Raw genomic sequence first — 14,210 nt, 5'->3', positions numbered from 1 at the left:
GTGAGAGTTAAATGATTTGTAAAAATTGTGGAACAAATAATAAAGAGGGTGTAACTTATTGTGCTTACTGTGGTAAAGCCCTTAATGATAATGACTATATATATAGTGAACAAACTCCACAACATGGTGGAGATTCTAAAAATCTAATGAAAATAATTGCTATCGTAGTGTCTATTTGTTTAGTACTTGGAGGAAGTTTTATTTTATTAAAAGAAAGTGTATTTAGTGAAGATGTTTCTATAGAAGATGTTGTTGTAGATGGTGAGTATGAGATGGAAGGCGACACATATGTATTTGGTGTAAATAAAACTGTAATTATAGAGCCTAAAATTAATTCATCAAGTGATAAATTAGACTTAAGCTATAAATTAGATGACAGCAGTATTGCAAATGTAGTTAAACTCAATAATAAATGTAGTATTGTAGGGCTTAAGGAACAGGGAACAAATTTAAATATTTATGGCGGTGATAAGATTTTAAAAGTATTGAAGATATCATTTAAAGATGATTCTAAATCAAAAAGCGCTACTAATGGAAATAGCAGCTCTAGTACAGTAAAAAATAAGACTACTACTAGAAACAATAGCTCAACTAAGAATAATTCATCTAGTAAAAACAACGATACAACTCAAAGTTCATCATCAAGTATTCCATTAGACGATATTACTTACTTTATGTCAGGATATTTTAATGATTATGTAGATGCAATGAATTATGGGGATTTTAGCATAATAAGTGGAGAATTGACAACTGGTGGAAATGCATATAATCAATATAAAAAATCAATACCACATGCATATGAAAAGGGCATAACAATAAGTTTAAGAGGATTTGATAAAGTATCTGCAAAAAAAGTATTAAATGGAGTATATAGCATAACTTATACTGTCGATTGGGAAATATATAATCCAGAAGAGGAAACTTACAGATTACAAAGAGAATATGCTGATTATATTGTGAAACAATCAGGAAGTAGTTATAAATTAGATAGATTAGAAAATTGGGAAATACTAAGTAAGCAATATATATAAAAATAGTAAAGAGCAGTTAGAAAGGGGAGATATCATATGAGGTTTTGTACAAAATGTGGAAAACAAAACGAAGATTATTGTAATTACTGTAGCAAAGATGGGGAAAACTTAAATAACTTACAAAGTAGATTGATGCTTACAGAAAATAAAAATTCTTTTTGTGATATATGTAATAATCCTATAAAAACATCACAGACTTATTGTCCTAAATGTGGTCATCTGTTGAGTGAAGTTAGGATGAGAACTAGATACAATACACAAAATCAAAATTTTAATACTTTAGGAAATCCTGATTATATAGATAAGATTAAAAAAGTAGATTTTGGAGCAGAAGAATTAGCAGAAGATGCTAGAAAAATGTTTGTGAGTTTGCCAGAATTTTTTGAAGATATTAAGTTTGGACTAAAAAACTTTGATTATATTGGATTTTTTCAAAATAATATAAAGACAGCATTTTTAACAGGATTAGCATCTGTTATATTTGTTGCATTATTTCCATTACTCATTACTTTAATATTATCACTAGTAGGAGTAAATATAGGAGCAGTAATTGGAATATCTAGTTTAGCAGGATTATCTACACCAAAGTTATTTCTTATGACTTTGACTGCTATGTCAGTTCCCAAAATGGTATTTACATTTTCTGGGGTTACTGTAAAGCTAGCTCTTAGAACATTTTTAGCACCATTTATATCTGGATGCTTAATAGTATTAGCGACAAGAATAATGTTTAAAGAAAGAAGATATCAATCATTACCGATGGCTACATTAGGAGCTTTATCATATTCAGTAATTATGGTGGTTATATCATTATTTGCAAGATATCAAATAACACAAGGAGTTGTATATTATTCTATTTTAAGTGTATTTCTAAATTCATTTATTATTTCATTTATAGCAATGATGATGGCATTAGAAAAAGAAAATTCTAAAACAATAGGCACACTTTCTAATATATTTAGACATAATTTTAATACGGTTTTAAAAATGATATTAGGAATTACTATTGCACCAGTTGTAATTATATTTGTATATATGGTTGTAAATGGATTGGATAATACTCAATATTTTTCAATGTATGCTTCAGGATTTTGGAATTTAGTTCCTTATAATATTGGATTAGGACTATTTCTTGGGTTAATAATTGGTTTTTTATTGTTAAGTCCATGGATATTATTAGTTATACAATTTGTAAGTTTTCATGCAGTTATAACATCTACAAATATATTGTCACAAGGTGGAATAGCAGTACTGATAATAGTACCGATTATAGTTTTGGTTGTCATGGGGAGAAGTATCAAAACTAGATATGGTGAAGGAAGAAATAGTGTAGTCGCTATGTATAGCATTTGTTATACAAGTATAATGGTTTTATTATCATATTTCTCTAAAATAATTTTTAGTGGAGATTTGAGCAAATTAAGTAGCGGACTTTATTCATTATTTGATGAATATGCATCAGGAGGTGATTACTCTATAGGCACAACTATGAGTGGATATATAGGAACTAGTTGTATAATGACACTTATAGTCACACTTATATTGAGTTTTGTTTGTATGTATATCGGTTATAGAACAAAAAAGTTGATTAGATAGGGGGAAATAATTGTGGCTAATAGACAAGAAATTGTTAGAGAGATAGATAAATTAAATAAAAGTGTAGAAGATGCGAGTTTGAGAAAAGAAGAGGCACTTTTGGAATTAGGAATATTTATATATAAAAAAGTACGAGAAGGGTTACTTGATAATGAAGAAATAAATGAAAAATGTGAATCGATAATAGGATTTGATCATGTTATTTACGATTCTAAAGTTAAAATAGATAAATTTAATAAGCAATTACAAGGTATCAAGTGTAGTTGTGGAGCTATTTTAACTCCGGAAGATAGATTTTGTGGAAAATGTGGCCAAAAAGTTGAAATACCTGTTGATAATACAGAATATATAGAATGTAAGAGATGCTTATCAAATATAGATAAAACTTCAACATATTGTCCATGTTGCGGTATAAAATTATAAATAAATTTTAACTAATAGAGGCCTTGTATAGTCAATTTAATAAGATTATATAAGGCTTTTTGATTATTTTTTAAGAGTTTTAAATATAGAGTCTATATTATTGGGGGGATAAATATGAAAAAAATTATCTGCATTATGTTTATTTCACTATGCTTTTTTGTATCGGGGTGTAATAGTACAGGAAATAATAATATTATAAATAATTTAAGCACTAAGGAATATGACGATTTCATAATAAATACACTTATACCTGAGTATGGAATAGCTGATTTAACACAAGTCAATTTAGTTAATTCAGGACAAAGTTCGTATGGAGAGGTGTTTTTACAAGATGGGATTTCAGATATAAGTTTCAGAGATTTAAATAAAGATTATGTAAATGAAATGATAGTTACAATAAAACAAACAGAATCATTTGGTGATAATTTTACAGATAAATACAAAATAGAAGTTTATACTATAGAGAATAATCAAGTAATAGAATTAGAAAGTGATATAGAAGACATGCCTGTTTTGACTTGGTTGGAATTCAATTATAATAATAATTTTAATGTATTTACAAAAAGCTATGATGAAGGAGAATATTTAGTTATTGAAAACTATGTAAATCAAACTGGTGATGGGGGAATGGGAGTTTATCTAAGAATGTATAAGATGGAAGGAAATGAATTAATACTTCAAAGGGATTGTAGCAATACAATATATTATGCAATGGGATATGAATACGACTATGATGGTATGACTTATACTTATAACCAAACAACACTTTACAGTGATATATCACAAGAGGAAGGTTATGATATTTATAACTTCCAAAAAGAAGAATGTAGACGCCAATTTGATAATGATGTATCTCAAAATATGTCAGAGTTTGATATGGGGCAAATATGGTCAGGATATATGGAAAATTATTATAATGCAATGTTATCAAATGATAATATATATATAAATGATTATATGAAAGAGGCATCACTAAGACAAAGTGGTATTACAGATTTATTTAGAATGGAATATATGCCAGATAGTACATCTGGAGGCAATATTACATTTTATAATTATAACGGTGACTATTTAAGTAAATTTAAATAAAAATTAAAAATACTCCATTTTAAGTGAAATTAAAATAGCTTAAGATGGAGTATTTTTTAGTGAGGGAAGGTTAAATTGTATTAACTTTTATGTGAAACAATTTTATAAGTTATGATTCCATATTTTATTAAACTAGCTGTATTCATATTTGTTTTTATGTATGGTTTCATACAACTTACTAGTTTTGGATATTTAAAGATAGGTATTGATTTAATATCTTCTGCCATATCTTTAGATACTTTTGTTTCGTTTAGATATTTTAATAGCTTTTCTTCAGTCATATCTATTCCCATTTCATTTAGCTTATCTGACATTTCAGAAAGAGACTCAGCATTGATTTCAATTACTTTAGTTATATGAGCATTGAATTTTGTTTCGATAGCATTTAGTAGCAAGTCTGTATTTTGGCCCCAAGAATATGTATCACCTAATTTTTTATATCCTACATTAGGTATATTTACATATGTATCAAGAGGAATAGGTATAAATGAAATTTTATTATTAGCACTATCTAATGATAAAACTGAAAACTTATCAGGTGGATTTTCAAAAGAATTATCACTAGGAACAGTGCAGATAACTAATATATTTGTCAATGTATCTGATTCCTTTGGTATTGTAATGTTTGAGCTAGAATCTTTTTTACTGTTGTCTTTTGTTTTATTGTTTGTATCAGATTGATTTTTATTATGTAGTTTATTTTTATCTTCAAGGCTACTGTCGTTTTTAGTAGTTTTATTGATGGATGTTTCTTTTGTATCAGAAGAATCTCGTTTTGAGTAAGATTCTTGTTTAGTTTGTTGTTCTAAAAATGGATTATCAATTGATAAATTATTGCCTAATGCAACTACTAAAAGAACAACAGGAATTGTATATATAAGACTAAAAATAAATTTTTTCATATAGATTACCTCCTTATAGTATTAATTTTTAACCATTTTATAAATTTTAATTCAGAAACTGTGTATATAAAATCTACAAAGATAAAATTAAACAAATAGAAGTAAATAAAAATTTTTTTCATTAGCTTGACAAAGTATATATGAAAGTATATATTGTATATATAGGGTATATACAATATATACATAAAGAGGTGATAATATGGAGATCATAATAAGCAATAGCAGTGATAAACCTATATATGAGCAAATAACAACTCAGATAAAGAATATGATTATAAGTGGAAAATTAAAGCCTGGTGATTCGCTACCATCAATGCGATATTTAGCGAAAGAATTACATATAAGCGTAATAACTACAAAACGTGCATATGAAGAGTTAGAGCGAGGTGGATTTATATATTCCGTAGTTGGAAAGGGTAGTTTTGTAAAAAGTACGAATATGGAGCTACTAAAAGAAGAAAAATTAAGGATTATAGAAGAATATTTATCAAAAGCAGTTGATGAAGCTAAAAAATGTTCAATAGATTATGAAGAGATAGAATCAATCTTGAAGCTTTTATACGAGGAAGAATAATAAGTATATTAAAAATATGGAGGAGATTAATATGAAATATGCAATTGAAGTGAAAAATCTTAATAAATCATATGACAACTTTAAATTAAAAGATATATCTTTTAAACTAGAGACAGGTACAATAATGGGTATTGTAGGAGAAAATGGTGCAGGAAAATCAACTATAATAAAAGCTATTTTAGGTTTAATAAATATAGATTCAGGTGATATAAAAATATTTGGAAAAGATTTCAAAGAAAACTCCGTAGAAATAAAAAATAATATATCTGTAGTATTTGATGAAAGTTATTTCCACGACAATTTAAAAATACGTGATATAGATAAAATAATGAAAAATATATACTCTAATTGGGACAAAAATAAATTTTTTAAATATGTAAATGAATTTAAACTACCTGATAATAAAAAGATAAAAGAATTTTCAAGAGGAATGAAAATGAAATTATCTATAGCAGTAGCATTAAGTCATAGTGCAAAAATTTTAATTCTAGATGAAGCGACTAGTGGTCTAGATCCAGTAGTTAGAGACGAAATTTTAGATATATTCTTAGATTATATACAAGATGAAGAGTGTAGCGTGCTTATAGCATCACATATAACAAGTGACTTAGAAAAAGTCGCAGATTATATAACATTTTTAGATAATGGAGAGATAGTATTTAGTAAAAATAAAGATGAGCTGATTTATGACTACGGTATAGTAAAATGTAGTGAAAAAGATATAGATAAGATATCAAAAGAAGATATAGTGGGAATAAGAAAAAATACATTTGGATGTGAAGTTATGGTAAATAATAAAAATAAATATGAAAATAAAGAATTTATAGTAGATAAAACAAATCTAGAAGAAATTATTTTATTCACAGTTAGGGGGGATAAATAATGAAGGGATTATTAATTAAAGATATATTAAATATGAAAAATTATATGAAGCAATTAGTATTAGTACTTATATTTTTCATAGCATATGGTATTTTCTTGAAAAACGGAACTTTTGTTGGAACTATGATAACTTTGATGTTGAGTATGCAAGTTATAACTACAATGTCTTATGATGAATATGCAAAATGGGATAAATACGCTTTGACAATGAATATAAATAGAAAAGATATTATAATATCTAAGTATATATTTTTTACAATATCAATTATTATAGGTATAGTAGTTGGAATTACAACATCTATAGCTATAAATCAAATTGCAAAATTAGATACAGGTATGAATGAGATAATAGTAACTTCAATAGTAGTACCATGTGTATTCGCTATATTATTTTCTATAATAATTCCAGTTGTATTTAAAACTGGGGTTGAAAAAGGTAGAATAGTTATGATGCTGATATTATTTATACCGGCTATATTAGTAGGTGCTATTGTCAAAATATCAGAAAAAGCAAATATAACTATGCCAAGTCCATCTAATTTAGAAATTCTGATGAAGTTTGGAGTGCTAGGATTAGTGCTATTAACTATATTAGCAGTATTTATATCATATAAAGTTTCGCTATCAATTTATAACAAAAAAGAATTTTAAAAATTTGGAAGAAATTGTTGACAAATAGTGTGGGAAAATGTTATTCTTAATTTAGAAAAACAGATAAATTTTAATATTTATGGATTGTGACTGGTAATGCAGGCAAGACCAACTACATAAGGGATATTACAGATGTCCTATGTTTGTTGGTCTTTTTTAATATAATGTATGTTTTTCAGATAGGGGGTGAGGTTATTGTATAGAGTAAAAAAAGTAATTAATAATAACTTTATTAGTTCTATTGATCAGAGTGGAAATCAAGTAATAATAAGAGGACTGGGGATTGGTTTTCAAAAAAAGCCTGGGGAATGGATAAACTCTGACAAAGTTGAGGTAGTTTATAAAATAGATGATAAAGTTACTTCAAATAAGTTACAAGAGTTAATAAGTCAGGTGCCTAAAGAATATATAGATACATCTACGGAAATTATAGACAATATAAAATCGAAACTTGATAAAAAACTAAATGATAATATTTATATTACTTTAACTGATCACCTTAGTTTTGCAATAGAGAGAAAAAAGCTAAATCAAGAATACAGTAATGTTCTACTTTGGGATATAAAAAGATTTTATCAACAAGAATATGAGCTAGGAAAAGAGTCTTTATCAATAATCAAAAAAAATCATGGAATAGAACTTTCTGTTGATGAAGCAGGATTTATTGCTCTACATATTGTAAATGCTGAACTAGATACAAATATGACTAGTATGATAAAAATAACTACTTTTATGCAAGAAGTTATTGAAATAGTTAGAGATTATTATGAAGTGGAATTGGATGAAGATTCATTGGACTTTGGTAGGTTTATAACTCATTTAAAATATTTCTCACAGAGATTATTTAACAATAAGCCGACTAAAGATACAGACTTCCAATTACAAAGAATGATAAGAGATAATTACAGCAAAGACTATGGTTGTGCTGAAAAAATAAAAGAGTATATACAACAAAAATACAATTTAAATCTTACTGGGGAAGAGATGATGTTTTTAACTATCCACCTGAGGAGGATATCGACAAATAAATAACTTGGATTGTGACTGGTAATGCAGGCAAGACCTAATTTAAAGGGGTAAAATATTACACATATTTATATAGATATATTTTGTTTAATGCTATATTTAGATTTTTATATTATGTAAATATCTATAAAAATAAGTGTAATCTAAAAAGATTTACGTTTTTAATTAGGTCTTTTTATTTGCTCAAATTTACTAGTTAGAAATAAATTTATTGCGTAAATATACGCTATTATTATTAAAATATATACATAAAAAGGAGGAATTAGAAAATGAAAGACAAAATCTTTGGTGTCTTACAACGTGTCGGAAGATCATTTATGCTTCCAATCGCAATCTTACCAGTAGCTGGTCTTTTCCTAGGAATAGGGGGATCATTTACAAATGAAACAATGCTTAACACATATGGGTTAATGGGCATTATGGGACCTGGAACATTTATATACAACATATTAACTGTATTAAATGCAGCAGGGAATGTAGTATTTACAAACTTACCAATTATATTCGCAATGGGTGTAGCAATTGGTATGGCTAAACAAGAAAAAGAAGTTGCAGCATTATCAGGTGCATTAGCATTCTTCATTATGCATGCTGCAGTTAGTGCAATGATAGCTGTTCATGGTGGAGCAGACAGCATGTTAAATGGATCTACAACAGATGTATTAGGGATGACATCTCTTCAAATGGGTGTATTTGGGGGGATTATAGTAGGTCTTGGTGTTTCAGCACTTCACAATAGATTCTATAAAATAGAATTACCACAAGTATTATCATTCTTTGGTGGAACAAGATTTGTTCCAATCATAAGTGCATTAGTTTACTTAGTAGTAGGTATAGCAATGTTCTACTTATGGCCACCAATACAAAATGTAATTTATTCTGTTGGTGATTTAGTTAGAGGTTCTGGATATGCAGGAACTTGGTTATATGGAGTAATGGAAAGAGCATTAATACCATTTGGTCTTCACCATGTATTCTACTTACCATTCTGGCAAACAGGTGTTGGTGGAAGTATGGAAGTTGCAGGTAAAGTGATAGAAGGTGCACAAAATATATTCTTCGCACAATTATCAGACCCAAGTGTAACACACTTTAGTGTAGAAGCTACTAGATTCATGTCTGGTAAATTCCCACTAATGATATTTGGTTTACCAGGTGCTGCACTAGCAATGTATAAATGCGCAAAACCAGAAAAAAGAAAAGCTGTTGGAGGTTTATTATTATCAGCAGCATTAACTTCAATGTTAACAGGTATAACTGAACCACTTGAATTCACATTCTTATTCGTTGCACCAATATTATATGTAATCCACTGTGTATTTGCAGGTGCTGCATATATGTTAATGCATATGTTAAATGTTGGTGTTGGTATGACATTCTCTGGAGGTCTTATAGATTTATTCTTATTCGGTATACTTCAAGGGAATGCTAAAACAAGCTGGATAAACATAGTATTTGTAGGTATAGCTTACTTTGCAGTTTACTACTTCTTATTCAGTTTCTTAATCAAAAAATTCGATTTCAAAACTCCAGGTCGTGAAGATAATGACGATGCTGAAGTTAAATTATATACAAGAGCAGATGTTAATGCTAAGAAAGATGGACAAAATGCATCTCAAGGAGATGCAGATGATCAGTTAAGTGCTTTAATACTTCAAGGTTTAGGTGGAAGTGAAAACTTAACAGACTTAGACTGCTGTATAACAAGACTTCGTTTAACAGTTAAAGATCCTTCAAAAGTAAATGAAGGTATGTTAAAAGCAAGTGGAGCAGCAGGTGTAATCAAAAAAGGTAATGGTGTACAAGTTGTATACGGACCAAAAGTTACAGTTATAAAATCAAACTTAGAAAACTTTATAGCTAGTGGAAAAGCTGCTACTGTAAAAGTATCAGAAAATGTAGAACAACCAAAACAAGAAGCTAAATCAGATGTAAAAGTAGAAAGCGGAGTATTATATGCTCCTATAAAAGGTAAAGCAATAGATTTAAGTGAAGTAAAAGACGGAGTATTCTCTGAAGGTATGTTAGGTAAAGGTATAGGTATAGAACCTGAAGAAGGTAGAGCAGTATCTCCAGTAAACGGTACTGTTTCAGTAGTATTCGATACTAAACATGCTATAGGAATAACTTCAGACGAAGGTGTAGAAGTACTTATCCACGTAGGATTAGATACAGTTCAATTAAACGGTAAATACTATGATACTCATGTAAAAGTTGGGGATAAAGTAAAAGTTGGTGACTTATTAGTTGAATTTGATAAAGATAAAATCCAAAAAGCTGGATATAGAACAGTAACTCCAATAATAATAAGTAATACTGACTCTTTCAAAGATGTAAAAGTTTTAGCTAAAGGTGAAGTAGAAGAAAAAGCTGAAATGTTAAGAGTAGAAAAATAAAATTGCCATATAATTCTTTTAATTTAAACTTTATAACAATATAACTAATAAGAGCATTATTCAATTATGAGTAGTGCTCTTATTTTGTTTACTGGATAGATAAAAATTATTGTAATAAATAACTATGGAAGAAATTTATATATTGAGGTTATAATATTACATTATAAGTATTTGACTAAATACTATTTATGAAGTAAGGAGATAGATAAAATGAGTGCAACTGAGATATATAATATGAAAGTGAATATGGGACTTCTAGATTTACAAAAATATAACAGTTTAGTTAAAGAGATAGAAAATATTCCACAAAGATATATAGACGGGCTTGAATTAGAAAAGATAGCTTTTAATATAAAAGAAGAATTAAAATTAAATAACGATGAAAATTTAGATGAATTAGTTGAGTTATATTCAGCTGTAGTATTTAACCTTCATTCAAATTTAGGAAATACTTTAAGCGAATTAGAATTTAAGTTTAATCAAGTGAAGATACAGGCGAGATTAAAAGCTATACAAAATCCAAGTGAAGGTAAGTTTAACTTAAATGGAAAGCTTGATTTTAAAGATTTAAATCAAGATATAATAGCTCTATTAGATAGAGCTTATAATCTTGTAAAAGCTATGGAAGAAGCTATAGGCATAAATATATTATCAGCTTCTGATAAAGACTCAATAGACAAAATTAAAGAAAGTATAAACTCGCTACATTCTAAAGATACTACATTGTAAATAATATAATGAATAAAATAATAAAAAGCAGTTAATTACTATTGATTAACTGCTTTTTATTGTTTTATTTAATTACATGTTTTTATACAGTTTTCGCTTTCTATTATTTCTAATAACTGTTTTGGAGAATCGATTAAAAAGTCAGCTCCACTTTCTAGAAGTGATTTAGCATCTCTAAATCCCCAAGTAACGCCAATACTTTTTATATGAGCATTTTGTGCAGTTAACATATCTGAGCCAGAATCACCGACATAGATTGAATTATTTTCTTCAGAGTTTAGTTCTTTCATAGCTTCTAATAATGTGTCAGGAGCTGGTTTTTTTCTGATACCTTCGCGTTCTCCAATTGCAACAGGTATTAAGTCTTTAAAATAGTATTTATTTAAATTTTTAACACCAAAATCGTATTTATTTGATACTATTGCCAATTTAACACCTTTAGAATTTAATTCTTCTAATAAGTCTATAATACCATCATAAGGAGCTGTTTTGTTTTGCATATTAGTTTTATAATGATCTTTAAATGTTTGAAGACATTTTAATGTTGTTTCTTCATCAGTATCATCAGGAACAGCTTTTGTAACTAAATCTTTTACGCCATTTCCTACAAAAATTCTGATTTCCTCATAAGTTCTAGTTGGATATCCAAACGATTTAAGAGCAAAATTAACACTATCTCCTAAATCTTCTAAAGTGTTTAATAATGTTCCATCTAAGTCAAAAATTACAGTATTATATTTCATATTTATTCCCCTCTTTTAAACTTAAAATTTATACTACAACTTCTAAATATAGCACAGTTAATACTAACAATCAAACAATAGGGAATTAAAAATATAAAATTTATAAGGAAAAATACAAGATTTATATGAAAAGTTAAAAATGACATAAAAAAAGAGCATAAAAATATGCAACTTGACAATTTTATATATTGAGATTAATATATAAATGTATGAAAATATAATATATCAATTATACTATAACATAAAACAAAAGAAAAGTCAATACATTTAATAAAAAAAGGAGTGAAAAATTTATGGAAAATAAGATGCTGAGATTTACGATGAGAGATCTTACAGAAAAATCTAGTAAAAAACTAATAAAATTAAATGATGAATCTATAAATTATGGTCTTGTTTTAAGTGAAAATGATGTAAATAATATTATGAAACACACAAATGAAACCCTAACTAAAATAGGACGTATTGAAACGAGTACATCTTCACTAGAAAAAATTATAGAAATAGTATATTCACCTCCTTATACAGATAAAGAAAATTATGTTGAAAATATAAACGATATGCAAGAGATTTTTTATTATTTTAAAAGCGAAGTATTAGACTTAATATCTGATGATGAAGTTATAGAAATACTAGAGAAGACTTATGAAGATAAAAAGGGCGAAATGTTTCAGATACAGGGAGCTATAGACGATTTTGCAAAAGAATTTAAGCTTACAGGGGGTCTTTAGAATATGAAATTATTAGGGATAATAACAAAGGATTATACAATAAATATACTGAAGTGGGGTTATTTAAATAAAAAATTTAGCGAAAACTTTATATTGAGTATTCAACAAGATATAGGAAGTTTATTAAATAAAACTATACAGAAATATTGTGGAAATTCCAGCACATCAGTAACTGTAGAAGTCGGCGAACAATTATTAGAATCGATTTATTATACAATGGATGCAAATTTCAGAGATGATTTTAATATGGATAAATATATAGAGCTATTTAAACAAAATTCTATAGAAGTTATTTTTAAAATGGGAGAGCAAAAGTTAAAAGATCTATTTGAAGAGACAAAACAAATTTACAATAGAGTATGTCAAAATAAATATAATACAGAAGTAATCGCATACAATAATACTTTGCTCAAAGAGTTTGGAAATTTTTTCGATATATATGATATGAAGTTTAATGCTCAGGATATAAAAATAAGTGTAGATTATCCATTAATATTTGGAGATAATGATTTAAATGGATTATATTATATTAAAAATTATTTAGAAATTATAGAACTAGAAAATAAATTCTGTAATCATTTTAAATCAAAAGAAGTAGAGATGTTGCTTGATATAAATGCAAGAAGATATAAATTAGACTATAGAGATTTACTTACAAATATATTTGAAATTGTAATAAATAATACAATATTATCAACAATAATAGATGGCGAATTTAAAGATTTTTATATATTTGAAAAAGAAATGGACTATTTAAAAAGCAACTTAAATTTAGACAATATAGAACAAGAAGTAGAAAATTCAATTAATAAAATAATAGAAAACTTTAATATAGATGATGAAAAAGAAATCCAATATATAAGTTTATATAAAAATAAATTTATACAAGAATTAAAATCGTGTATTATGCAAGATAGTATAGAAAATATTGTTGTAATATGTGATATAGATAAAGAAGAAAAATCTAAAATTATTTTAACAGAAGATAAATTAAGTGATGATGGATTTAGAGATGTACTAGATAAAATAGAAAATGAAAATAATATAAATAAGAAGGTCGATATTATAAAAAGTAATATAAATTCTTTTGATGATTTTTGTGACATATTAAAGTCAGATTGTTTTTATAATGAAGAATATAAAATACTATTTGATAGTTTAGAAGATATTGAGCTTGCTTTATTAGGGAAATTTATCTTCTTTGAAGAAATTGAAATGAGCAGATTTAATTTTTTAAATGAGATATTTAAAGAAAGACAATACGATTATATATGGCAAGAAAGCTATATTGAATATATGAAAAATCAAGTTATAAATAAAATAAACAATATCCAAAATTATATCATGTCATTATAAGTTGCACTTACCTAATAGACATAGAGCTAGAGTAAATATTTATAAACAAAAAAACAATTACGCTATAGCACTAAGAATAATTCC

14 protein-coding genes are annotated in these 14,210 nt (G+C 27.0%); 12 read left to right on the top strand and 2 right to left on the bottom strand.

Features of this window, described 5'->3' with window-relative positions; all coding sequences use genetic code 11:
* Positions 1 to 11: 11 nt before the first annotated feature.
* From I4U58_RS02395 to I4U58_RS02380, 4 genes are all read left to right on the top strand, one after another.
* Complete coding sequence (locus I4U58_RS02395) at positions 12 to 1,031, top strand: zinc ribbon domain-containing protein (RefSeq protein WP_195929447.1); 1,020 nt, start codon at positions 12 to 14, stop codon at positions 1,029 to 1,031.
* 36 nt (positions 1,032 to 1,067) lie between these two features.
* Entirely contained in the window at positions 1,068 to 2,627 is a 1,560-nt protein-coding gene (locus I4U58_RS02390; protein WP_195929446.1) for a zinc ribbon domain-containing protein, read from the top strand.
* Between the two features lie 12 nt (positions 2,628 to 2,639).
* On the top strand, positions 2,640 to 3,050 hold the full coding sequence (locus I4U58_RS02385; protein WP_195929445.1) for a zinc ribbon domain-containing protein: 411 nt from the start codon (positions 2,640 to 2,642) through the stop codon (positions 3,048 to 3,050).
* Positions 3,051 to 3,164: 114 nt separating this feature from the next.
* Positions 3,165 to 4,139: a hypothetical protein gene (locus tag I4U58_RS02380; protein ID WP_195929444.1), complete on the top strand. Its 975-nt coding sequence runs from the start codon at positions 3,165 to 3,167 to the stop codon at positions 4,137 to 4,139.
* Between the two features lie 80 nt (positions 4,140 to 4,219).
* Here the strand turns inward: I4U58_RS02380 and I4U58_RS02375 are convergent, their stop codons facing one another.
* Complete coding sequence (locus tag I4U58_RS02375; RefSeq protein ID WP_195929443.1) at positions 4,220 to 5,041, bottom strand: LCP family protein; 822 nt, start codon at positions 5,039 to 5,041, stop codon at positions 4,220 to 4,222.
* A 199-nt stretch (positions 5,042 to 5,240) separates the two neighbouring features.
* Here I4U58_RS02375 and I4U58_RS02370 point away from each other — a divergent pair, with 199 nt between their 5' ends.
* The 6 genes from I4U58_RS02370 to I4U58_RS02345 all read left to right on the top strand — a co-directional run bounded on the left by I4U58_RS02370 (position 5,241) and on the right by I4U58_RS02345 (position 11,299).
* The gene (locus I4U58_RS02370) at positions 5,241 to 5,615 is read left to right on the top strand and encodes a GntR family transcriptional regulator (protein WP_195929442.1); all 375 of its coding nucleotides are present in this window, start codon (positions 5,241 to 5,243) and stop codon (positions 5,613 to 5,615) included.
* A gap of 31 nt (positions 5,616 to 5,646) precedes the next feature.
* Entirely contained in the window at positions 5,647 to 6,498 is an 852-nt protein-coding gene (locus I4U58_RS02365) for an ABC transporter ATP-binding protein (RefSeq protein ID WP_195929441.1), read from the top strand.
* Entirely contained in the window at positions 6,498 to 7,148 is a 651-nt protein-coding gene (locus tag I4U58_RS02360) for an ABC-2 transporter permease (RefSeq protein ID WP_195929440.1), read from the top strand. The genes I4U58_RS02365 and I4U58_RS02360 overlap by 1 nt, the downstream gene beginning before the upstream one ends.
* A gap of 195 nt (positions 7,149 to 7,343) precedes the next feature.
* Complete coding sequence (locus I4U58_RS02355) at positions 7,344 to 8,180, top strand: PRD domain-containing protein (protein ID WP_195929439.1); 837 nt, start codon at positions 7,344 to 7,346, stop codon at positions 8,178 to 8,180.
* Between the two features lie 263 nt (positions 8,181 to 8,443).
* The gene (locus I4U58_RS02350; protein ID WP_195929438.1) at positions 8,444 to 10,570 is read left to right on the top strand and encodes a PTS transporter subunit IIABC; all 2,127 of its coding nucleotides are present in this window, start codon (positions 8,444 to 8,446) and stop codon (positions 10,568 to 10,570) included.
* Between the two features lie 210 nt (positions 10,571 to 10,780).
* Positions 10,781 to 11,299 (top strand): hypothetical protein, encoded by a 519-nt coding sequence (locus tag I4U58_RS02345; RefSeq protein ID WP_195929437.1) that lies wholly within the window; start codon positions 10,781 to 10,783, stop codon positions 11,297 to 11,299.
* A gap of 68 nt (positions 11,300 to 11,367) precedes the next feature.
* Here I4U58_RS02345 and I4U58_RS02340 read toward each other — a convergent pair whose 3' ends face one another.
* Positions 11,368 to 12,042, bottom strand: coding sequence for an HAD family hydrolase (locus I4U58_RS02340; protein WP_195929436.1), 675 nt, complete (start codon positions 12,040 to 12,042; stop codon positions 11,368 to 11,370).
* Positions 12,043 to 12,335: 293 nt separating this feature from the next.
* Between I4U58_RS02340 and I4U58_RS02335 the strand changes: the two genes are divergently transcribed.
* Entirely contained in the window at positions 12,336 to 12,770 is a 435-nt protein-coding gene (locus I4U58_RS02335; protein ID WP_195929435.1) for a DUF6323 family protein, read from the top strand.
* 3 nt (positions 12,771 to 12,773) lie between these two features.
* Complete coding sequence (locus I4U58_RS02330; RefSeq protein WP_195929434.1) at positions 12,774 to 14,126, top strand: DUF6179 domain-containing protein; 1,353 nt, start codon at positions 12,774 to 12,776, stop codon at positions 14,124 to 14,126.
* The last annotated feature ends 84 nt before the right edge of the window (positions 14,127 to 14,210 follow it).

The sequence above is a fragment of the Clostridium sp. 1001270J_160509_D11 genome (assembly GCF_015667935.1).
In the GTDB taxonomy this organism is placed as follows: Bacteria; Bacillota; Clostridia; order Peptostreptococcales; family Peptostreptococcaceae; genus Intestinibacter.
This window is presented reverse-complemented; position numbering and strand designations above follow the sequence as displayed.

Excerpts from the sequence above, each read along its gene's own strand:
- I4U58_RS02395 (WP_195929447.1), top strand. The coding sequence starts at position 12 with ATGATTTGTAAAAATTGTGGAACAAATAATAAAGAGGGTGTAACTTAT.
- I4U58_RS02390 (WP_195929446.1), top strand. The coding sequence starts at position 1,068 with ATGAGGTTTTGTACAAAATGTGGAAAACAAAACGAAGATTATTGTAAT.
- I4U58_RS02380 (WP_195929444.1), top strand. The coding sequence starts at position 3,165 with ATGAAAAAAATTATCTGCATTATGTTTATTTCACTATGCTTTTTTGTA.
- I4U58_RS02375 (WP_195929443.1), bottom strand. The coding sequence starts at position 5,041 with ATGAAAAAATTTATTTTTAGTCTTATATATACAATTCCTGTTGTTCTT.
- I4U58_RS02370 (WP_195929442.1), top strand. The coding sequence starts at position 5,241 with ATGGAGATCATAATAAGCAATAGCAGTGATAAACCTATATATGAGCAA.
- I4U58_RS02365 (WP_195929441.1), top strand. The coding sequence starts at position 5,647 with ATGAAATATGCAATTGAAGTGAAAAATCTTAATAAATCATATGACAAC.
- I4U58_RS02360 (WP_195929440.1), top strand. The coding sequence starts at position 6,498 with ATGAAGGGATTATTAATTAAAGATATATTAAATATGAAAAATTATATG.
- I4U58_RS02350 (WP_195929438.1), top strand. The coding sequence starts at position 8,444 with ATGAAAGACAAAATCTTTGGTGTCTTACAACGTGTCGGAAGATCATTT.
- I4U58_RS02345 (WP_195929437.1), top strand. The coding sequence starts at position 10,781 with ATGAGTGCAACTGAGATATATAATATGAAAGTGAATATGGGACTTCTA.
- I4U58_RS02340 (WP_195929436.1), bottom strand. The coding sequence starts at position 12,042 with ATGAAATATAATACTGTAATTTTTGACTTAGATGGAACATTATTAAAC.
- I4U58_RS02335 (WP_195929435.1), top strand. The coding sequence starts at position 12,336 with ATGGAAAATAAGATGCTGAGATTTACGATGAGAGATCTTACAGAAAAA.
- I4U58_RS02330 (WP_195929434.1), top strand. The coding sequence starts at position 12,774 with ATGAAATTATTAGGGATAATAACAAAGGATTATACAATAAATATACTG.